This window comes from Allokutzneria sp. A3M-2-11 16, assembly GCF_024213555.1.
Classification (GTDB): Bacteria; Actinomycetota; Actinomycetes; order Mycobacteriales; family Pseudonocardiaceae; genus Allokutzneria.
Window position 1 is genome coordinate 236650 of record NZ_JANAVO010000001.1, and the last position, 20532, is coordinate 257181.

Genomic DNA, 20532 nt, shown 5'->3' on the forward strand with positions numbered 1-20532 from the left:
GATGGGCCCGAACCGCTTGGTGCTGTGGGACATCGACCTCACGCTGGTCGAACTGCGCGGGCTCGGCATGCACTGGTACCGCCGCGCGCTGGCCGCCGCGACCGGGACCGAGCTGGTGCACGAACCGCCCACCGCGGGCCGCACGGAGCGCTGGATCAGCACGGAGATCCTGACCGCGCACGGGTTGCCCACCGATGACGCCTCGGTGCGCGGGCTCTTCGCCGCGCTCACCGAGGCCGTCGAGGCGGACCTGGACGTGCTGCCCGTGCGCGGGCGCGCGCTGCCGGGTGCGGTCGAGGCGCTGGACGCGCTCGCGCTGCGCGCGGACGTGGTGCAGGGCTTGGTCACCGGGAACCTGGTCGAGGTCGCCAAGCACAAGCTCGGCGCCTTCGGCCTGGACCGGCGGCTGGACCTGACGATCGGCGGCTACGGCGCGGAGTCCCTGGTGCGAGCCGATCTCGTCGCCACCGCCGTCGAGGCCGCGACCGCGAGGCACACCAAGGGTTTCGCGGCCGACGCGGTGATCGTCATCGGGGACAGCCCGCACGACATCACCGCGGCCCGGCACCACGGCGCGGTCGCGGTGGGGGTGGCGACGGGTCACAGCAGCGCCGCGGAGCTGCGAGCCGCCGGGGCCGACGTCGTCCTGGCCGACCTCGCCGATACCGCGGCGGTACTGGAAATCCTTGTGTAGCAACGGGGAGCGGGACCGTCCGGCCCCGCTCCCCGTCAGTGCGACCTAGCGCACGCTCCCGACGATCGGCAGCTCCAGGTTGCTCGGCGCGAGCGCGATCTCCACCTTGTTCGCCTTGGCGTCGGCGGCGATGTAGCTCGGCAGGTTCTGCACCAGGACCAGGCCGATGCGGTGCCCGGCCGGGAACACGTAGTCCTTCGGGTGCAGCTCCCACTGGACCCGGTAGGTCCGGCCCGGCACCAGGTCCTGGCCCTGGGTGAGCGACTGGTGGTTCTTCATGTCGATCGACCCGCGGGTGATCACCTTGTACGGCGTGGCCGCGGTGACCTCGGCGGGCGGGGCCGCGCAACCGGTGCGCCGGTCGAGGTCGGCCTGTTCGCAGGAGTCGGTCATCAGCTCGATCGGCGACTTGCCCAGCGCCTCGGTGCGCGTCGCCTGGCCGTAGTCGACCAGCAGCGCCGTCAGCGGGGCACTGGTGGTGTCCGCGCTGGCGTTCACGCTCACCTTCGCCGTCCCGGACAGGCGGACGGCCTCCTTCAGCGGCGCGGTCAGGTAGGCGAGGCGGTTCGCCTTGGCCAGTTCGGGGTCACCGGCCGCCACGGCCTCCGTCTGCGTCTTCAGGTCGGTGATCAGCTGCTTGCCCGGATCGGCCACCGGCTGCGGCTTGAGCACGCCCGGCTCGCCCTGGCCACCTGCGCCGAGGAACAGCTTCGCCTTCTTCGCCGCGGCGTCCGGCCAGCTGCCGTGGGTCTCCCAGGCGCCGTCCGGCCGCTGGACGTCGGCCATCGGCTCGGACATGACGCCGTTCTGCAGGCCGAGCAGCCAGTGGTCCATCCACCGGTGCATGGCCTTCTCCCACTCGGCCTTGCGGAAGCCGATCGGGTCGCTGTGCGCGCCCCGGTGCAGCCAGATCTTGCGCGGCACGTTGAGCTTCTGCAGCTCGTACCACCACTTGGAGAAGTGCCCCGGCTTGACGTTCCAGTCCTCCTGGCCGTGCACCACGAACACCGACGCCTTCACCTTGGCCGCGTCCGGGCGGTAGTCCCGCTCCGACCAGAACTTGGTGTAGTCGTAGGTGTCGTCGCCCGCCTGGTCGCCGAGTTCCTTCACGAATGCGGCGCACTTCGCCTTGGCGGCCGGGCTGATCACGTAGTTGGCCAGCCACTCCGGGTACCGCTTGCCCCACGCGCCGTAGTAGCCGATGCCCTGGTCGCGGGTGTAGTCGTACCAGCTGGAGATCGCGGCGATCGGCACGATGGTCTTGAGGCCGTCCACGCCGCGCGCGGCGAGCGCGTTGGGCAGCGTGCCGTTGTAGGAGACGCCGAGCATGCCGACGGCACCGGTGCTCCACGACGCCACGGCGGGCTTGCCGTCCGCGTAGTAGGCCTTCGCGCGGCCGTTGAGCCAGTCGACCGAGGCTTCGATGGACGAGGTGTCCTCGGAGTCACCGGTGGTCGGGCAGCCCTGGGAGCGGGCCGTGCCCTGCATCTCGACCTCGACGACGGCGTAGCCGCGCGGCACGAAGAACTCGTCGTACCAGCGACCGAAGCCGCGCGGGGCCGCGCCGGGCAGGAAGTTCTCGTCGCCGCCGCGGGCGCGGGCGGTGGCCGCGGCGGAGTAGTACGGGCTGGCCTCCATGACGGTGGCCGACTTCAGCCCGGTGTTGGTCTCCTTGGGCCGCATCACATCCGCGGCGATGCGGTCCGGTTTGCCGTCCGCGTCACTGTCGATCTTGGACTCGATGTAGACCGTCTCCCGGATCGCCTCGGCGTGGGAGTAGATCGGCTTGGTCTCGTTGTCGACGATATTTCCGGACGGCTGCGCGAAAGCGGGAACCCCGGTGAGGGTCGCCGCTGCCGCTGCCGCCAACCCGGTCAAGAGCGCGATCGATCTGCGCACGTGTCGCATGCTGTCCTCCTGGACGCCCACCCAGCAGGGTTTCGGGTGAGCCACGAGATCCAGGCAACCGGTCGGCGCGGGAGCGCGGAAGCGACCAAAGGCGGGTGATTTTCACGCTTTGCCGTCCACTTGGCCGAACCAGCGGGGTTCCCCCGTCTTCAAGTACCGCGAACCCCCGCCCCCAGCACCGAAAACCGCCACCAACCCCGGCCGCGGCGCGGGGTTGGTGGCGGTTGACGACAGCTGTGAGCCGGGTTCGGGGGACTTGAAGACCGGCGAACCCGGGCTGGGTCAGCTCCGGCAGAGCTCAGTTCCGGCAGAGGTCGACAAGATGCGCGACGACCTTGTCCACGCCGACCTCGACGCGCTCGCCGCTGGCCCGGTCCTTCACCTCGACCACGCCGTTGGCCAGGCCGCGGCCCACCACCAGGATCGTCGGCACCCCGACCAGCTCCGCGTCGGCGAACTTCACGCCCGGCGAGGCCTTGCGGTCGTCGAGGAGCACCCGCACCCCGGCCGCGTCCAGCTCGGCGGCGATCCGCTCACCGCCCTCGCGCACGGCCTCGTCCTTGCCCGCGACGACCACGTGCACGTCGGCGGGCGCGATCTCGCGCGGCCACACCAGGCCCTTGTCGTCGGCGCGCTGCTCCGCGATCACGGCGAGCGCGCGGGAGACACCGATGCCGTAGGAGCCCATGGTGATGCGCACGGGCTTGCTGTCCGGGCCGAGCGCGTCCAGGCCGAACGCGTCGGCGTACTTGCGGCCGAGCTGGAAGATGTGGCCGATCTCGATACCGCGCGCCATGACGAGCTTGCCGCCGCCGTCCGGGGACTCGTCGCCCTCGCGCACCTCGGCGGCCTCGATCGTGCCGTCCGGGGTGAAGTCGCGGCCCGCGACCAGGTCCACCACGTGGTGGTCGGCCTTGTCCGCACCTGTCACCCACGCCGTCCCGGTGACGACGCGCGGGTCGACCAGGTAGCGGACTCCGTTGTCCTGCAACGCCTTCGGGCCGATGTAGCCCTTGACCAGCCACGGGTTCGCCTTGAAGTCGGCCTCCTCGACCAACGCGATCTCGGCGGGCGCGAGCCCGGCCTCCACGCGCTTGAGGTCCACCTCGCGGTCGCCCGGCAGGCCGATCGCCAGCAGCGTCCAGTCCTTCTCCCCAGGCACGCGGGTCTTGACCAGGACGTTCTTCAGCGTGTCCGCGCCGGTGAACTCCCTGCCGAGCCCGGCGCCGTTGAGGAAGGCGACCAGCGTCTCGATGGTCGGGGTGTCCGGGGTGTGGTGCACCTGCGCGGCGGGCAGGCCGTCGAGCGCGCGCGCGGGCGGGACCGGGGTGGTCACGGCCTCCACGTTCGCGGCGTACCCGCTGTCCAGGCAGCGCACGTAGGTGTCCTCGCCGACCTCCGCGGGCGCCAGGAACTCCTCGCTCGCCGAGCCGCCCATCGCGCCCGAGACCGCGGAGACGATGTGGTACTCGATGCCGAGCCGCTCGAAGATCCGGATGTAGGCGTCGCGGTGCGCCTGGTAGGACGTGGAGAGGCCGTCGTCGTCGAGGTCGAAGGAGTAGGAGTCCTTCATGACGAACTCGCGGCCGCGGAGGATGCCCGCCCGCGGGCGCTCCTCGTCCCGGTACTTGTTCTGGATCTGGTAGAGCACGACCGGGTAGTCCTTGTAGGAGCTGAACTCACCCTTGACCATCAGGGTGAACAGCTCCTCGTGCGTCGGCCCGAGCAGGTAGTCGGCGTTCTTGCGGTCCTTGAGGCGGAACAGCGTGTCGCCGTACTCGGTCCAGCGGCCGGTGCTCTCGTAGGCCTCGCGCGGCAGCAGCGCGGGGAAGTGCACCTCCTGCGCGCCGATCGCGTCCATCTCCTCGCGGACGATCCGCTCGACGTTGCGCAGCACGCGCCAGCCCAGTGGCAGCCAGGAGTACACGCCCGGGGCGACACGGCGTACGTACCCGGCGCGCACGAGGAGCTTGTGGCTGGGCACCTCTGCGTCGGCCGGGTCCTCACGCAGGGTCCGCAGGAACAGCGACGACATCCTGGTGATCACTGGCTGAACTCCTTCTGCTGTGGTTCGAGCAGCCTAACGATGGGCTGCCGGTTGTCGGTGGGCGCGTCTACCGTTCGCCCTCATGGGACTCAACATCGCGTGCCTCACCATCGACTGCGCCGACCCGGCGAAGCTGACCGGCTTCTGGACCGAGGCGCTGGACCTCGAGGTCGTCGCCGACCTGGGCGAGTTCGTCTTCCTGGCGCCCAAGGACGCCCGCGGCGCCGCGCTCGGCCTGCAGAGGGTCGACGAGCCGAAGGACCGCAAGAACCGCGTGCACATGGACCTCAGCGCCGACGACCGGGCCGCCGAGGTGGAGCGGCTGGTCGGGCTCGGCGCCGCCGTCCAGGGCGAGTTCACCGTTCCGGGGCTGACCTGGACGGTGCTCACCGATCCCGAGGGCAACGAGTTCTGCGTCTCCGAGCGCTCCGAGATGCCGACCTGAGCGGATAACCGACGGCTATCACAGCGGGTCTTGGACGCCGGGCGGGGTCCGGCAACAGGCTGCTCCCATGCAGACGACCAAGGGAGCGGACATGCGTTACGTCCTGTTCGGCGACTCCGGCCTCCGGGTGTCCGAGCTCGCGCTGGGCACGATGACCTTCGGCGACGACTGGGGCTGGGGCGCCGACGCCGCGGAGAGCCGCAAGCAGCTGGAGGTCTTCGCCGAGGCGGGCGGCAACCTGATCGACACCGCGAACAAGTACACCAACGGCAGCGCGGAGCGGATCGTCGGCGGGCTGATCGCCGCGGACCGGGACCGGTGGGTGGTCTCGACCAAGTACACGCTGTCGATGGGCCCGGACCCCAACGCCTCCGGCAACTCCCGCAAGAACCTGGTGCGGTCGCTGGAGGCGTCGCTGCGCAGGCTCGACACGGACTACGTGGACATCCTGTGGGTGCACGCGTGGGACTTCCTGACCTCGCCGTCGGAGGTCATGCGCGCGCTCGACGACCAGGTCAGCGCGGGCAAGGTGCTCTACCTCGGAGTCTCCGACGCGCCCGCGTGGCAGATCGCGCGCATGCAGACCATGGCCGAGCTGCGCGGCTGGAACCCGTTGGCGGGACTCCAGGTCGAGCACTCGCTGGTGCAGCGCGACGTGGAGCGCGAGCTGCTGCCGATGGCCGACGCGCTCGGCCTCGGGGTGACGGCGTGGGCGCCGCTCGGCGGCGGTGTGCTGACCGGGAAGTATCGCAGCCTTGAGGGCGAGCGCCGGTACGCGGAGCAGCCGGAGTGGAAGCTGCGCGTCGGCGACGCGGTGGTCGAGGTGGCCAACGAGCTGGGATTCACCCCGGCGCAGGTGGCGCTCGCGTGGCTGCGGCAGCACACCGAGCAGCCGATCATCCCGCTGATCGGGGCCAGGACCGCGGCCCAGCTCGAACAGAGCCTCGCGGTGACCGGGATCGCGCTGCCCCAGGAGCACCTGGACCGGCTGTCCGCGGTGTCCGCGCCCACGCTCGGGTTCCCGCACGACTTCCTCGCCCAGCCGGACATCCGCCAGGTGGTGCTCGGCGACCAGGCCGACCTGATCGTCCCGCCCCGCCGCCCGCGCTGACCCCGGCCTAAGCTCTGCGCGTGCTCGTGTTGCTGCCGCCGTCGGAGACGAAGGCCCTCGGCGGGTTCGGACCGCCGCTCGACCTGGACGCGCTGTCCTTCCCGGCCCTGACCCCCGTGCGCCGCAAGCTGGTCGACGCCCTCGTCGACCTCGCCGCGGACCCGGCGGCGAGCATGGCCGCGCTCGGGCTCTCCGAACGGCAGCTCGACGAGGTCCGGCACAACGCCGAGCTGCACTCCGCGCCGACCATGCTGGCGCTCACCCGCTACACCGGTGTGCTCTACGACGCGCTCGGCATCGGCACGCTGACCAAGGCCGAGCGCGCCCGCGCGGACGCCCGGCTGGCCGTCGCGTCCGCGCTGTTCGGGCTCGCGCGCGGGACCGACCGGGTCCCGCACTACCGGCTCTCCGCGGGCAGTTCGCTCGCGGCGGTCGGCCCGCTGCGCGGCGTGTGGAAGCCGGTGCTCGAACCGACTCTGTCCGAAGTGGACGGTCTGGTGGTCGATCTCCGCTCCGGGTCCTACGCCGGTCTGGCCCGCGTTCCCGGCGCGGTGACCGTGCGGGTGGTCACCGACGACGGCACCGGGCGCCGCAAGACGGTCAGCCACTTCAACAAGGCGCACAAGGGCCGCCTCGCGCGGGTGCTCGGCTCCGCCCGCAAGGAAGCGTCCACGGTCAAGGACGTCATCAAGATCGCCGGGGCCGCCGGGCTCAGCCTGGAGGTCACCGGCGACACCGAGCTGGAGCTGCTCACCGACTAACTCGATTGCGCGGGTGGGCGCGGTCGGCGATCCTGGCGATCCCTACGAAGCAAGGAGGTGCGACATGCACATGACAGCCATGTCCGTCCTCCACCGTAGGAGTTCCCACCGTGCGACCGCACGTCCTCCCCGCCTGGCTGATCACTGACGACTCGGCAGTCGATCACGACCTCGGGGTTCTCAAGACCGGCAAGGAAGCCGACGTCCACCTGATCGAGCGCACCGTTCCCGGTTCCGGGGCGAGCTGCCTGCTGGCCGCCAAGCGCTACCGCGGCTCCGAGCACCGGATGTTCCACCGCGACGCCGGTTACCTCGAAGGCCGCAAGACCAACAAGTCCCGCGACACCCGCGCCATCGCCAACCGCACGCGCTACGGCCGCGACGTCATCTCGCAGCAGTGGGCGGAGGCGGAGTTCACCGCGCTCACCCGGCTGTGGGCGGCGGGTGTTCCCGTGCCCTACCCCGTGGCGTACCTGGGCACGGAGCTGCTGCTGGAGTTCATCGGCGAGCCCGACGGTTCGGCGGCGCCGCGGCTCGCGCGGCTGCGGCCGGACCGCGACGCGCTGCGGGACCTGTGGTTCCAGCTCGTCGAGGCGATGCTGCTGATGGCCGCCGAGGGCGTCACCCACGGCGACCTCTCCCCGTTCAACCTGCTCGTGCACGGCGACCGGCTCGTGGTAATCGACCTGCCGCAGGTCGTCGACCTCGTGGCGAACCCGCAGAGCGAGGTGTTCCTCCGGCGGGACGTGCGCACCACGTGCGCCTGGTTCGTCGCCCGCGGGCTGCCGGAGGACGTCGCCGACGCCGACTGGCTGGAGGAGCTGCTGCGCCGCGAGGCACGGCTGTTGTAGGCAGGTGCTCTACTTCACGGTGCCCCGCCCCGCAGGGCTCTGACCTGCACCGATAGTTGATCATGCGCCCTGCCACGGGAAACTGTTTCCCGTGGCGGGGCACGGATGGACCGCGCCGGTCGGCCGACCGGCTACACTGGACAGAGCACCACGTCAGTCGCGCGAAGATCGCGTCTGCCGGCCAGGCCGGCCAGTGGTGCTCCTGACCACTCAACGGCGCACAAGCGCCGGGCCCGTCCTTGTGACCAGCTCGCGGTATCGATGCGGCGAGAGTCCCCGAGACGTGCCACGTCTCGGAGGATCTGTGTCTATCGCTACACCTGCCCGGCCCGAGCACGCCCAGCGCAAGCCTCGCAACCGGGCAACCACCCCTGCCGCCATCAAGGCGCAGGACGCTCCCGAGGTCTCGGAGGTCACCGACGTGACCGAGACCCCGGAAACGAAGACCTTCGCCGAGCTCGGCCTGCCCGAGGTGCTCGTCGAGCGGCTCGCCAAGCGCGGCATCGTCGACGCCTTCCCGATCCAGGCCGCCACGCTGCCGGACTCCCTCGCCGGGCGCGACCTGCTCGGCCGCGGCCAGACCGGCTCCGGCAAGACCCTGGCCTTCGGCCTGCCGATGCTGGTCACCCTGGCCTCCGGCCGCACCAAGCCGATGCAGCCGCGCGGCCTGGTCCTGGTGCCCACCCGCGAGCTGGCCATGCAGGTCCGCGACTCGCTCAACGACCTGGCGGAGGGCCTCGGCCTGCGCTGCAACATCGTCGTCGGCGGCACCTCCTTCCCGAAGCAGGTCGCCGCGCTGCGGCGCGGGGTCGACCTGCTGATCGCCACCCCCGGCAGGCTCAGCGACCACATCCGGCAGGGCACCTGCTCGCTCGGCGACGTCCAGATCACCGCGCTGGACGAGGCCGACCAGATGGCCGACATGGGCTTCCTGCCCCAGGTCCGCGAGCTGCTGGACCAGGTCGCGCCCGGCGGCCAGCGGCTGCTGTTCTCCGCCACCCTGGACGGCGACGTCGACCAGCTGGTGCGGCGCTACCTGACCGACCCGGTGACCCACTCGACCGCGCCGTCCTCGGCGAGCGTGTCGACGATGGACCACCACGTGCTGCTGATGAGCAACGACGACAAGCTCGACGTCGTCGCCGAGGTGGGCGCCCGCGAGGGCCGGACCATCATGTTCGTCCGCACCAAGCACGGCGTGGACCGGCTGACCAAGAAGCTGCGCTCCGTCGGCGTGAAGGCCGGTGGCCTGCACGGCGGCAAGACCCAAGGCGCGCGTACCCGGACCCTCGGCGACTTCCGCGAGGGCGTCACCACCTGCCTGGTGGCGACGAACGTGGCGGCCCGCGGCATCCACGTCGACGACGTGAGCCTGGTCGTGCACGTGGACCCGCCGCTGGACCCGAAGGACTACCTGCACCGCGCGGGCCGCACCGCGCGTGCGGGCCAGGCCGGTGTCGTCGTCACGCTGGCGTTGCAGGCGCAGCGCCGTTCCGTGCAGGCGATGACCACCAAGGCCGGCGTGCGGCCGACCATCACCCGGGTCCGCCCGGGCTGGACGGAGCTGAACGAGATCACCGGCGCTCAGGCGCCCAGCGGCATCGAGCTGCCGGACGAGATGGTCCGCCCGGAGCGCCGCCCGGCCCGTGCCGGTGGTGGCGACCGCGGCGCTCGCGGCTTCGGCCGACGCCCCGCCCGTGAGGGCGACCGCCCGCGCGGCTTCCGGCGCGACGACCGGGGCGACCGCGGCTTCCGCAGCGACGACCGCGGTGGTTTCCGCAGGGACGACCGCAGCGAGAACCGTGGCGACGACCGCGGCTTCCGGCGGGACAACGAGCGGGGCGACAACGGCTTCCGCAGGGACGACCGTGGCTTCCGCGGCAACGACGACCGCCCGGCTCGCAGTGGCTTCCGCTCCGACGACCGTCCGAGCGGCCGCCGCGACGACCGCGGGCACCAGAAGTGGGAGGACCGCGGTGGTGACCGCGCCGCCCGCCAGAACCGGGGCACCGGGGGCCGTCCGCGCTTCAACTCCCCCACCCACTAGCTCCACCAGCACTCCGGCGACCCCCGTCGGCCCACGCAAGCACCGCGTGGGCAGGCGGGGGTTGCCCGTTTCGTACTCATAGCGGGCATGAGAGCGCTCCTCATCCCGCTATGAGTACGAAACGGGAAAACGGCTACGGGGTCAGGGCGGTGACGTCGCCGATGACGATGATCGCCGGAGGACGGATCGCCTCGGTGGTGATCGTGGTGCCGAGCTTGTCGAGGGTCGTGCGAACCACCCGCTGCGCCCGCGTGGTGCCCTCCTGGATCACCGCCACCGGAGTGGTGGCGGGGCGGCCGTGCTCGATCAGCGTGGCGGCGAAGGCGTCCGCGCGCTCCACGGCCATCATCAGCACGAGGGTGCCGCGCAGCTTCGCCAGAGCGGGCCAGTCCACAAGGGACCGTTCGTCGGTCGGGCTCACATGTCCTGACACCACGACGACTTCGTGCGCGACGCCGCGGTGGGTGACCGGAACGCCGCCGACCGCGGGCACGCCGAAGGCGCTCGTCACGCCGGGGACGACGGTCACCGGGACGCCCGCCTCCGCGCAGGCCAGCAGCTCCTCGAAGCCCCTGCCGAAGACGTAGGAATCGCCGCCTTTGAGGCGCACCACGAACTTCCCGGCCTTGGCGTGCTCGATCAGCGTCGAGTTGATCACGTCCTGGCTCGCGGCGCGGCCGTACGGGATCTTCGCCGCGTCGACGACGAGCACGTGCGGCGGCAGCTCCTCCAGCAGCTCGCGCGGGGCCAGCCGGTCAGCGACCACCACATCCGCCCGCGCCAGCAAACGCCTGCCGCGCACGGTGATCAGCTCCGGGTCACCCGGACCGCCACCGATCAACGCCACACCGGGCAGAGGAGGTGAAGCGGCGTCGCCGACCACACCGGAGCGCAGCGCGTCCAGCACGCCGTTGCGCACGGCCGCGGAACGCCGGTGCTCACCGCCCGCCAGCACGCCCAGCAGCAGCCCGTCGTGCTCGCCCACCGCGGGGGTCACCGCGGTGCCGAGGCGGGCGACGTCGGCACGCACGCAGAACACGCGCTTCTGTTCCGCCTCAACGGTGATCGCCGCGTTCACGTCCGTGTCGTCGGTGCACGCCAGCGCGTACCAGGCGCCGTCGAGGTCCCCGTCCGCGTAGGCGCGGCGGGTCCAGGTGAACTCCCCCGCGGTCGCCATCGCCTCGACGGCCGGGGTCGCCTCCGGCGAGATGACCTCGATGACCGCCCCGGAGGCGACCAACCGCGGCAGTCGGCGCTGGGCGACCGTGCCCGCACCGACCACCACGACGCGCCGCCCGGCGAGATCCAACCCGGCGAGGTAGTGCTGCTCAGCCCGCATGACCGCTAAGCATGCCGATCCGCGCGGCCGAACACATCCGGAGAGCGCTGTGACATCACTCGCCCACCCGGATCGCGGGGTGCCGGTCCTCGTAGCCGCGGGCCTTCCACCACAGCACCGCGCCGCCCCACGCCAGCAGGAAGGTCGCGGCGATGCCGTAGCCCATGACCTCGAACTGCTCGGAGATCTCGCCGATCCCGGTCAGCCAGGTCAGCCCGGCCTTCTCGGCGAGCAGCTGCGACACGTAGACCACCACCACGAAGGCCGCGATCGCCACGGTGATCGCGGTGGTGACGGTGTTGTAGAACAGGGTCCGCACCGGGTTGCGGTAGGACCACGAGTAGGCCCGGGTCATCAGCAGCGAGTCGAGCGTGTCGAAGGTGCTCATCCCGGCCGCGAAGATCAACGGCAGGCTGAGCACCGCCACCAGCGGGAGCTGCCCGCCCGCCGCGTGGGTCGCGGTGAGGCCGAGCAACGTGATCTCCGAAGCGGTGTCCAGGCCAAGGCCCATCAGGAAACCCACCGGGTACATGTGCCAGGAGGAGCGGATCAGCACGCGCAGCCTGCCCCCGAAGATCCGGTTGAACACACCGCGGTTCATCAGCACCCGCTCGACCTCGTCCTCGGCCATCTCGCCGCGCCGCAGCTTCCGCCACAGCCCGGCGAGCGAGCGCAGCACGCCCGCGTTGAGCACGGCGACGAGCAGCAGGAACGAGATCGCCACGATCATCGCGATGGTGCCGGTGACCTCCTGAGCACCCTCCACTTCGGACTCGGCGATGGTGCCCGCGGCGAGCGCGACGATCACCGCGAGCACGAGCACCACCGAGGAGTGGCCCATCGCGAAGAAGAAGCCGACCCCCATGGGTCGCTTGCCGCGCAACAACATCAGCCGGGTGGTGTCGTCGATGGCGGCGATGTGGTCGGCGTCGAAGGCGTGCCGGACGCCGAGCACGTACGCGATCGCGCCCGCCGACGCGAGGATGCCGGAGCCGGGGAACTGGTCGGCGTAGGCCAGGTAGAGCCCGATGCCCGCGACGTGCAGCAGCACGATCGCGCCGATGATGCCGGAGAGCCTGCGCCGCTCCGACGCGGTCCACGCGCCGCTGGGAGCCTGGGCGTCAAGGGACGTCATGAAAGGAACCTCCTGGGTGCCTCGCCCGAGGGGAGTTCGCGCGGACCACGGCGTGGCCCGCGACCACCAGGGAGTTCCTGACTTCCGGATCATCGTGACCCGATCACAGTGGCGGGACCGCCCCGGACTCGCACCGGGTTCCTCGCACTGGTGGCGTCACGCATCGTGGGGGCGGCGGCGACGCCGCGTCAATCCGGCCGGAGGAGGTTGAGCCCGGCCCGTGTCGGCCACGTGATCTTCGGCGGCGGCGCGGGACAGGGGCGCGGCGGACCGGAGAAAGGAAACGGAATAGGAGCGGAAATGAGCTTTGCCTGCCCCGGGCGGCGGGAGGGGCAGGCAAAGCGGGTCGGCGAACGTGAAACTCTTCCAGAAATCGACGAGCCCACGATCCCCGCCTCGACCGTACACTTCGTCGTCTCTTTCGCGGACGCGATCTCAAGGATCCGCATACCGCTCACACACGTTCAGCACTACTGCGTGGTTCTGGTCGGCTCAGCCGGAAGACCGGGGCCGGGTGGTGCGGTTGACCGGGCCGTCACGCTCAACCCAGTGGTGACGGAGGATCTCCCGTGGTCAACATTGCCGCGGCCGCGGATTTCATCCTGGCCAGTGGTCGCAATTTCCACCTCCCACCTGGGACGTGTTACCTCGTCAAGACGGGCATATCCATGGCACACCCGAATGCCCTTGTGCGGCAAGGGGTTGTGGCACCTTTTCATCACAACGTGCTACCGGTTGCGCATCAATGCATTGATCAGGGCGGAGTCACCATGCGACCGCCCACCGCGCGGGTCCGCGAACTGCCCACGACAACGGTCGCGGCGGGCCGGACACCGGTCGGATCGAAGCCGGTGATCGTCGCCACGTCGGCGCTGATCCCGGGCCCGGCGACGCCGACAGGGGTCCTCGGCGGCCGGTGCAGCCGGAGCAGGTCCAGCGCGGCGCCGAGCCGCCAGTCCGCGTTGTCCCGCAGGCAGACCACGACGTCGGCCTCGGCGACCGCGCGCACCCGCTGCTCGATCACCGGCCACGTGGCGCCCGCGTCGGCGAGGCTGATCACCGCGTGGTCGGAGCCGAGCGGAGCGCCCAGCTCGGCCGCGGCGGCCGACACCGCGCTCACCCCGGGCACCCCGGCGATCTCGATCCGCTCGTCGGCCTGCTCCAGCGCGGGCCCGATGAGCGCGCCCGAGCCGACCAGCGCCACGGACCGCCCGGACACGGCCAGCCGCACCGCCTCCGCGGCGCGCTGGCGCTCGTCGCCCGGCGCGCTGACCCGGACCTCCGTGCCCTGGCGCAGCAGGTGCCGGACGCGGTCCAGATCGGCTTCGAGCCCCACCACGACGGCGGCGCGGCGCAGCTCCGCCTCGGCCCGGGGCGCGCGCAGGTCCTCGGCGCCCGGCCCGGCGTCGACGATGACCAGCCGACCGCGTGGCCGCACCCTGGCCGCCGCCACGGTCGCCTTGTCCCCCTTGAGCTTCGCCGCGACCAGCTCGACCGGCGAACCCCCGGCGAGCTCCCCGGCGGCGTGCAGCGCGGCCGCCTCCGCGACGCTGGGCGTGCCCACCTCGGCGAGCACGTCCTCGCTCGGCGTCGGCACGTCGACCTCGGCGAGGGTGTCCGCCGGGTAGTGCAGCAGCTCCGGCGCGCTGTCCTGCCAGAAGCCGTGGTCGTCGACGGCGTCGATGATGCCCTGCTCCGCGGACTTGGCGTCGACGGTGGCGAACGCCCGCACCGCGCGCAGGTCCAGCTCGGCGCGCTCGGCCAGCTCGGCCAGCAGCCCGGTCACCGCGCCCGCCCGCACCCCGCTGGACGAGCCGACCCCGATCACCAGCGTCCTGGGCACGAGCCGGAGCACCCTGCCCTCCACCGCCAGCAACCGGTCGTCCACCACGACCGTCCACTGTGGACCAGCGGGCGGCGGCTGCTCGTGCACCGTGACGTTGGAAGGCATGGCGGGCAAGGGAAAGCGCAGCGGGTTGACCACGCGGACCGGCTCCCCCGCGAGCATCGCCGCGGCGCAGTCGGCGAACTCCCCGTCCACGGTGGCGTCCAGCAGCTCGACCAGCTCGTCGAGCACCGTGGCACCGACCGACTCCGCCGCGGTGGTGACGACGGGCTGGCAGCCCAGGAACTCCCCGACCCGCTCGGCGAGGGCGTTCGCGGCGGGACCGCCGGTCAGGGCGACCGCGTAGCCGCTGTCCTCGTCCACGCAGACCACGGCGGGATCGCCGTGCCGGTCGGTGAGCAGCGGCGCGATCAGCCGGACCGTCGCCCCGGTGGACAGGAAGAACACGGCGGCACCCAGGCGCGGCCACATCCGCCGCAGCGCGGGCTTCACCGCCCCTTCGACCACCGCGGCGTCCGCGCCCAGATGTGCCGCCAGCTCCCCCGCGGAGCGGCGTCCCTTCGCCGTCACCGCAAACAACCCGATCACCCGGGAACCCTATCCCCGCCCCCACACCCGCATTCCCTGAACGGGTCGTTCGGGGAATCTAACGCCCCCAACGACCCGTTCAGGGCACTCAACGCCCTGAATGAGTCATTGGGGGCGTCAGTCTGCGCTGAGGGGGTTGAGGGGACGGAGACGGGGAGCGGGCGTCAGGAGGTCTTGCGGCGGCCCCAGAGGATGAGGGTCGGTGTGGTGCCGACGAAACGGCTGGCGCCGTCGGACATCGTCGCGAGCCGGTTGGCGGAGAGCTGGCAGCCGTCGACGACGTAGCCGGAGTGCCGCAACGCGTCCCGGGACGCACCGAGGCGATCCAGAGCGGTCAGCGCTACGACGACGCGCTCGGCCCCGACCGCCGCGCACGCGGCGACGACCTCCGGGCCACCACCACCGACGAAGATCGAGTCCGGGCGGGGCAGGCCGACGAGGGCCGCGGGCGCCTCGTTCTCCACGATCCGCATGTCGACGCCGTGCGTCGCGGCGTTGGCGATGATCCGCATGCACTGCACGGGATTCGGCTCCACCGCGATGACCGCCGCACCCAGCCGCGCGCACTCAATCGCCAGCGCGCCCGCCCCCGAGCCCACGTCCCAGACCAGTGAGCCGGGGCGCGGGGCGAGCTTGGCGAGGGCGAGCGCGCGCACCTCGGCCTTGCTCACGGTGCCGTCGCGGTGGGCGAAGGACTCCTCCGGCAGCCCCCAGCCGCCCGCGGGCGGGGTCGGGTCGCCGCCCGCGCACCAGTCGCGCGGCGGGACCGCCTCCGGGTCGGCGAGGCAGAGCACCACGTTCGGGTCGCGCCACCGGCGCTTGGCGGCCTTCGGCGGGTCCACCACGGAGATCCGCTCGTCCGGGGTGTCGAGGTCCTCGGCCACGATCAGCGTGCGGCGCCAGCCGGTCAGGCCCGCGCCGATCTCCGCGGGACCGGCGACGGCGTCGGTCAGCACGGCGACGGCGGGGCGCGCGCGGCACACGTTGAGCGCGCGCCGCAGGTCCCGGCCGCGTGCGCTGACGACGAGCACGTCGTCCCAGGAGCGGCCGAGCTTGGCCAGCAGCCGCTGCACGCTGGAGACGCCGGGCAGCACCTTCCCGGTCCGCACTCCGCGTTCGCGCAGCGCCCGCATGATCCCGAAGAAACCGGGGTCGCCGGAGGTGATGATCACCGCGGGACCGTCCTCCTCGGACAGTTCGCCGAGGTCGCCGATCGCCTGGTCGAACTGAGCGGTTCCGGGCTGGGCGAGCTCGATCCGGCGCGCGCCCTCCGGTGCGTGGGCTTCGAGGTGGGCCCAGCTGCCGAGCACCACCTTCGCCCCGGCCAGCAGCTCGGTCGCGCCGCGCGGCAGGCCGTCGGCGTCGATACCGAGCACGCTCACCGCGACGGTGGCGGGTGGACCGGAGCGCAGGCGCTCGCTGTTCGGCGACCGCTGCTGGAGCAGCTCATGGCCGACCGGTCCGGCCTCCGTTGTCTGACGGCCTCGGCGGAACATCCCGCCGGAGCGGCCCACGTCTGTACGCACAGCTCGTCTCCACATCCCCGGGGCACGACCGGTGCGCTGGAACCAGGTGGGCTGAGCGCCCATGCCCACGGACACCCATCAGTTAGCCCATTCCCGGGCTCGCATATGGGTGCCGCGCCGGAGATTCACCCGTTCGACGGCAATGCAAACGTTGCCCGAGCGTCCTTTGTGGACGGAGAGATCAACTGCTCTTCGTCGCGCGCTTCGGCTTGCGGGCGCCGGTGCTCTTGCTCTTGGGCGCCTTGGCCTTCTCCGCCTTGTCGGCCGCGGGCTTCTCGGCGGGCTTGGCGGGCTTGCGCTTCGGCTTGGCCTCTTCGACCGGGGCCGCGGGCTCCGGCAGGTCGACGGGCAGCGTCACCTGGTCGGGGTGCTTCGTGGATTTGCTCGCCGCGGCGACCCGGCCGGAGGTACCGGTGAGCCGGGCGGTGCGGTAGCGGCGCGCGGTGCGGCTGGTCGCGCGGGTGGTCTCCTGCCAGTCGCGGACGGCCCACCACGCCACGTCGGAGCCGGGCTGCGCGGGACGGGCCGCGGTCTCGGCCTCCCCGGCGGGCTCCTGCGCCAGCAGGTCGGCCGCGGGCGTGACCGAGCGCAGCGGGCGACCCGGGCGGCGGTAGCCCGAGGAGGCCGGGGCGTAGGAGCGGGTGCCGCCGTTGCGGAGGGCCTTGCCCACCAGGAAGAGCGTGTGCCGCCAGAGCTTGTGCTGCTTGACCACGCGCTCCAGCTCGCCGATGGTCGTCTGCACGGTCAGCTCGTCCGGCCAGGTGGTCTTGTACGCGATCACCACCGGGGTGTCCGCGGCGTAGCCGCCCTCGACGAGCTCCTCGACCAGCTGACCGGCGCGGGCGGCGGGCAGCGAGATGGCCATCGTGGTGCCGTGCCGGGCGAACGCGCGGATGCGCTCGGCGTCGGGCAGGTCGGCGTTGCTGCCCTCGACCCTCGTCATGATCATCGACTGGGCGTTCTCGGTGGCCGTGAGCTCCTTGCCGACGATCGCGGCGGCGGCGGAGAACGTGGACACGCCGGGAACGATCTCCACGTCCAGGCCCATCTTGCGGCAGAGGTCGTGCTGCTCCTGCACGGCGCCCCAGAGCGAGGTGTCCCCGGCGTGCAGCCGGACCACCTTGAGCCGCTTGACGATCGCGCGCCGGTAGACCTCCAGGACCTCGTCCTGGCTCACCCGGGTGAAGTCGACCAGTTCGGCGGCCGCGGCGGCGTGCTCGCGAACGCAGTCGGCGTCCAGGACGCTCGGCGCCCACAGCACCACGTCGGCCTCGGCGATCCGCCGGGCCGCCCGCAGGGTCAACAGGTCTGCTGCGCCAGGTCCGGCGCCGATGAACGAAACCCGCCCGTTCACGGTTGCTCCCCTCGGCCGCTCCTGCGACACGGTGCTGGTGGTGGTCGCGATGACGGTACCGCCACCGATGATCGGCTCACGAGCCCGGTCACTTTGGGCGCAGAACCGGCCACTATCAGTCAAGATCCGCCGGAACGAGGGACCATGAAACAAGGTCATATTGGCGTCCGCGGTGCCGATCGGCGTTGCGAAGTACGCCCTCGCGGGTGAACCCGGCCTTCTCCGCGACCCGCTGCGAGGCGGTGTTCCCGACCGCGGCGCGCAGCTCCACACGGGCGAAGTCGACCTCGCGCAGCGCCCACTCCGCCACCATCCTGGTGGCCTCCGCGACGAAGCCGCGGCCGCGCGCGTGCGGCGCCGCCCAGTAGCCGACCTCGGTCACGCGGTGCTCCCACCGGGTCCTGGTCAGGCCGATGGTGGCGAGGAAGCGGTCGGTCTCCGGATCGCAGATCGCCCAGCTCTGGCCCTCACCGGAGAGCCGGACGTGGTGGGACTGCTCGGCGCACCAGGTCAGCGCGGCGGACTCGTCGTAGGGCTCGGGCAGCGGAATCCACCGCAGCACCTCGTCGTCGACGCCCTCGGCCACGTCGGAGGCGTCGGTGACCCGGAACGGCCGGAGCACCGTGCGCCGGGTGCGCAGGACGACCAGCGGCAGCACGCAGACGACGTGCGCCAACTCGAACGGGTCGTCGGCGTCGATGCGCATCTCGGTAGGCGGGTCCAAGTGCTCCACGCCCGACACCGTGTCACATGGAACAGCGCTCCACGAAGCGCCGCACGGACTCCGGGGCCGCGGCGGGGTGCGTGTGCAGGTAGGAGGCGTGCACACCGTTGAGCACGAAACCCTCGCGAACCGGACGACCCTCACGATCACGCCAGAACCACGCGGGCTGTCCACCCACTCCGGGAGTGATGCGGGTTCGGTGGAACTCGTGCCCTGTCCGGCGTTCACCCGTCCCGCCCACCGGCGAGTCCGTCGCGGCGACGGCATCCCGATAGCCGAGCGTGAGCCGCGAGGTCATCTCCGCTTCGGCGTCTAGCACTCCGCACATCGGCAGCCCATCGAGGCCGCGCGCGAGGTAGAGCAGTCCGCCGCACTCCGCGTGCACCGGCTTCCCCGTCGCGGCCAGGTCCGCGACTTCCTTACGCAGCAAGGAGTTCGCGCTCAGCTCGGCGGCGTGCTGCTCCGGGAAGCCACCGGGGAGGAGCAGCCCCGCGGTGCCGTCCGGCAGGTGCTCGTCGCGCAGCGGGTCGAAGGACACGACCTCAGCTCCCGCCGCCCGCAGCAGCTCCAGGTGCTCCGCGTAGCCGAAGGTGAACGCCCGCCCACCGGCGACCGCCACGACCGGGCGACCGGGCACCGGATCGTCCACAGTGGACTGCCACGGCGTGGTTTCCCTTCGTGGAGCCGATCGCGCGACACGGACCACGGCGTCCAGGTCCACCGACTCGGCGACGAGGTCACCCATCGCGGCGACGGCGTCCAGCGCCGCGGCTCCGTGCTCGGCGGCGGTGACCAGGCCGAGGTGCCGCGAGGGCACATCGAGCTGCTGGCGGCGGGGAAGGCAGCCCACCACGTCGAGGCCGACCTCGTCGCACGCATCGCGGAGAACCTGTTCGTGGTGCGGGGAACCCACGTTGTTGAGCAGCACCCCGGCGAGCCGGACCTCGGCGTCGAACCCGCGGAACCCGTGCAGCAGCGCGGCGAGGCTGCGTCCCTGGCCCCGCGCGTCGACGACGAGCACCACCGGCGCGTCGAGCAGCTTCGCCACGTGCGCCGTCGACCCGAAGCTCGGCGTGCCGGACTTGCCGTCGAACAGGCCCATGACGCCTTCGATCACGGCGATGTCGGCGTCCGCGGAGCCGTGCGCGAACAGCGGGGCGATCAGGTCCTCGCCGACCAGGACCGGGTCCAGGTTGCGGCCGGGCCGTCCCGCCGCGATCGAGTGGTAGCCGGGGTCGATGTAGTCCGGCCCCACCTTGAACGGCGCGACCCTGTGCCCGGCCCGGCGCAGCGCCGCGATCAGCCCGGTGGCCGCCGTCGTCTTCCCGCAGCCCGAACCCGGCGCCGCGAGCACCACGCGCGCCACCAGCCGCCGCGGTTCCCCGGTCTTCAAGTACGCCGCACCCCCGCTCACGATGTCTTCAACCGCAGCACACCCCGGAAGCCTTCAGCGCGCTCCCCGGGGTTGGGGGCGGATAGCGACTTCTGGGGGCGGGGTTCGTTGTACTTGAAGACTGCCCGACCACGTGTCACCACTCGATGCCCTTCTGGCCCTTCTGGCCCGCGTCCATGGGGTGCTTCACCTTCGTCATCTCCACCACCAGGTCGGCGGCGTCGATCAGAGCCGCCGGGGCGTTGCGGCCGGTGATCACGACGTGCTGGTGGCCTGGGCGATCCGCCAGCGCCGCGACGACCTCGTCCACGTCGATCCAACCCCAGTGCAGCGGATAGGTGAACTCGTCGAGCACGTACAGGTCGTGCCGCTGCTCGGCGATGCGGCGGGCGATCTCCCGCCAGCCGTCGCGCGCCGCCTCGGCGTGGTCCTCCTCCGTGCCCTGCTTCCGCGCCCAGGACCAGCCCTCGCCCATCTTGTGCCACTCGACGGGGCCGCCCTGGCCGGTGTCCTCGTGCACCTTGCCGAGCGCGCGGAAGGCGGCTTCCTCGCCGACCTTCCACTTGGCTGACTTGACGAACTGGAAAACGCCGATGTCCCAGCCCTGGTTCCACCCGCGCAGCGCGAGCCCGAACGCGGCCGTGGACTTGCCCTTCATCACGCCGGTGTGCACGACGACGAGAGGCCGGTTCCTGCGCTGCCGCGTGGTCTTGCCATCGGCGGGGACCACCGCGGGTTGTCCTTGTGGCATAACGAATCCCTC

Annotated in this window: 16 protein-coding genes and 1 riboswitch; of the genes, 6 read left to right on the forward strand and 10 right to left on the reverse strand. The window is 71.9% G+C overall.

Going from position 1 to position 20532, the window contains the following annotated elements; genetic code table 11:
- Position 1 precedes the first annotated feature (1 nt).
- On the forward strand, positions 2-694 hold the full coding sequence (locus tag NLX83_RS01170) for an HAD family hydrolase (protein WP_254232994.1): 693 nt from the start codon (positions 2-4) through the stop codon (positions 692-694).
- Positions 695-739: 45 nt separating this feature from the next.
- On the opposite strand, the gene NLX83_RS01175 is transcribed toward NLX83_RS01170, so the two are convergent.
- Together NLX83_RS01175 and NLX83_RS01180 are read right to left on the reverse strand one after the other, a co-directional pair.
- On the reverse strand, positions 740-2593 hold the full coding sequence (locus NLX83_RS01175; protein WP_254232995.1) for a Xaa-Pro dipeptidyl-peptidase: 1854 nt from the start codon (positions 2591-2593) through the stop codon (positions 740-742).
- A 307-nt stretch (positions 2594-2900) separates the two neighbouring features.
- Positions 2901-4649 carry a proline--tRNA ligase gene (locus NLX83_RS01180; protein ID WP_254232996.1) on the reverse strand — a complete coding sequence of 583 codons (1749 nt, stop codon included), beginning with the start codon at positions 4647-4649 and terminating at the stop codon, positions 2901-2903.
- 82 nt (positions 4650-4731) lie between these two features.
- Here NLX83_RS01180 and NLX83_RS01185 point away from each other — a divergent pair, with 82 nt between their 5' ends.
- From NLX83_RS01185 to NLX83_RS01205, 5 genes are all read left to right on the forward strand, one after another.
- Positions 4732-5094: a VOC family protein gene (locus tag NLX83_RS01185; protein WP_254232997.1), complete on the forward strand. Its 363-nt coding sequence runs from the start codon at positions 4732-4734 to the stop codon at positions 5092-5094.
- A 67-nt stretch (positions 5095-5161) separates the two neighbouring features.
- Positions 5162-6205, forward strand: coding sequence for an aldo/keto reductase (locus tag NLX83_RS01190; RefSeq protein ID WP_254232998.1), 1044 nt, complete (start codon positions 5162-5164; stop codon positions 6203-6205).
- Positions 6206-6225: 20 nt separating this feature from the next.
- Positions 6226-6966 (forward strand): peroxide stress protein YaaA, encoded by a 741-nt coding sequence (gene yaaA, locus NLX83_RS01195; RefSeq protein ID WP_254232999.1) that lies wholly within the window; start codon positions 6226-6228, stop codon positions 6964-6966.
- 110 nt (positions 6967-7076) lie between these two features.
- The gene (locus NLX83_RS01200; protein WP_308209253.1) at positions 7077-7817 is read left to right on the forward strand and encodes a serine protein kinase RIO; all 741 of its coding nucleotides are present in this window, start codon (positions 7077-7079) and stop codon (positions 7815-7817) included.
- Between the two features lie 304 nt (positions 7818-8121).
- The gene (locus NLX83_RS01205; protein ID WP_254233000.1) at positions 8122-9864 is read left to right on the forward strand and encodes a DEAD/DEAH box helicase; all 1743 of its coding nucleotides are present in this window, start codon (positions 8122-8124) and stop codon (positions 9862-9864) included.
- A 133-nt stretch (positions 9865-9997) separates the two neighbouring features.
- Here NLX83_RS01205 and cobA read toward each other — a convergent pair whose 3' ends face one another.
- The 8 genes from cobA to cobO all read right to left on the reverse strand — a co-directional run bounded on the left by cobA (position 9998) and on the right by cobO (position 20520).
- Positions 9998-11203 (reverse strand): uroporphyrinogen-III C-methyltransferase, encoded by a 1206-nt coding sequence (gene cobA, locus NLX83_RS01210; protein WP_254233001.1) that lies wholly within the window; start codon positions 11201-11203, stop codon positions 9998-10000.
- Positions 11204-11258: 55 nt separating this feature from the next.
- On the reverse strand, positions 11259-12338 hold the full coding sequence (locus NLX83_RS01215; RefSeq protein ID WP_254233002.1) for a HoxN/HupN/NixA family nickel/cobalt transporter: 1080 nt from the start codon (positions 12336-12338) through the stop codon (positions 11259-11261).
- 51 nt (positions 12339-12389) lie between these two features.
- Positions 12390-12505, reverse strand: a riboswitch (cobalamin riboswitch).
- Positions 12506-13092: 587 nt separating this feature from the next.
- Positions 13093-14772, reverse strand: coding sequence for a cobalamin biosynthesis protein (locus NLX83_RS01220; protein WP_254233003.1), 1680 nt, complete (start codon positions 14770-14772; stop codon positions 13093-13095).
- A gap of 164 nt (positions 14773-14936) precedes the next feature.
- On the reverse strand, positions 14937-16298 hold the full coding sequence (gene cbiE / locus NLX83_RS01225; protein ID WP_254233004.1) for a precorrin-6y C5,15-methyltransferase (decarboxylating) subunit CbiE: 1362 nt from the start codon (positions 16296-16298) through the stop codon (positions 14937-14939).
- Between the two features lie 181 nt (positions 16299-16479).
- Positions 16480-17652 (reverse strand): cobalt-precorrin-4/precorrin-4 C(11)-methyltransferase, encoded by a 1173-nt coding sequence (locus NLX83_RS41600; RefSeq protein ID WP_308209254.1) that lies wholly within the window; start codon positions 17650-17652, stop codon positions 16480-16482.
- Positions 17653-17767: 115 nt separating this feature from the next.
- On the reverse strand, positions 17768-18385 hold the full coding sequence (locus NLX83_RS01235) for a GNAT family N-acetyltransferase (RefSeq protein WP_254233005.1): 618 nt from the start codon (positions 18383-18385) through the stop codon (positions 17768-17770).
- Positions 18386-18398: 13 nt separating this feature from the next.
- Entirely contained in the window at positions 18399-19790 is a 1392-nt protein-coding gene (locus NLX83_RS01240) for a cobyrinate a,c-diamide synthase (protein WP_374118617.1), read from the reverse strand.
- Between the two features lie 115 nt (positions 19791-19905).
- A complete protein-coding gene (cobO, locus tag NLX83_RS01245; protein ID WP_254233006.1) occupies positions 19906-20520 on the reverse strand; it encodes a cob(I)yrinic acid a,c-diamide adenosyltransferase in 615 nt (204 codons plus the stop codon).
- Between the last annotated feature and the right edge of the window lie 12 nt (positions 20521-20532).

What these genes read in the sequence shown, in the direction of transcription:
- NLX83_RS01215 (WP_254233002.1), bottom strand. Translation starts at nt 12,338, where the DNA reads ATGACGTCCCTTGACGCCCAGGCTCCCAGCGGCGCGTGGACCGCGTCG.
- NLX83_RS01190 (WP_254232998.1), top strand. Translation starts at nt 5,162, where the DNA reads ATGCAGACGACCAAGGGAGCGGACATGCGTTACGTCCTGTTCGGCGAC.
- NLX83_RS01170 (WP_254232994.1), top strand. Translation starts at nt 2, where the DNA reads ATGGGCCCGAACCGCTTGGTGCTGTGGGACATCGACCTCACGCTGGTC.
- cobA (WP_254233001.1), bottom strand. Translation starts at nt 11,203, where the DNA reads ATGCGGGCTGAGCAGCACTACCTCGCCGGGTTGGATCTCGCCGGGCGG.
- cobO (WP_254233006.1), bottom strand. Translation starts at nt 20,520, where the DNA reads ATGCCACAAGGACAACCCGCGGTGGTCCCCGCCGATGGCAAGACCACG.
- NLX83_RS01185 (WP_254232997.1), top strand. Translation starts at nt 4,732, where the DNA reads ATGGGACTCAACATCGCGTGCCTCACCATCGACTGCGCCGACCCGGCG.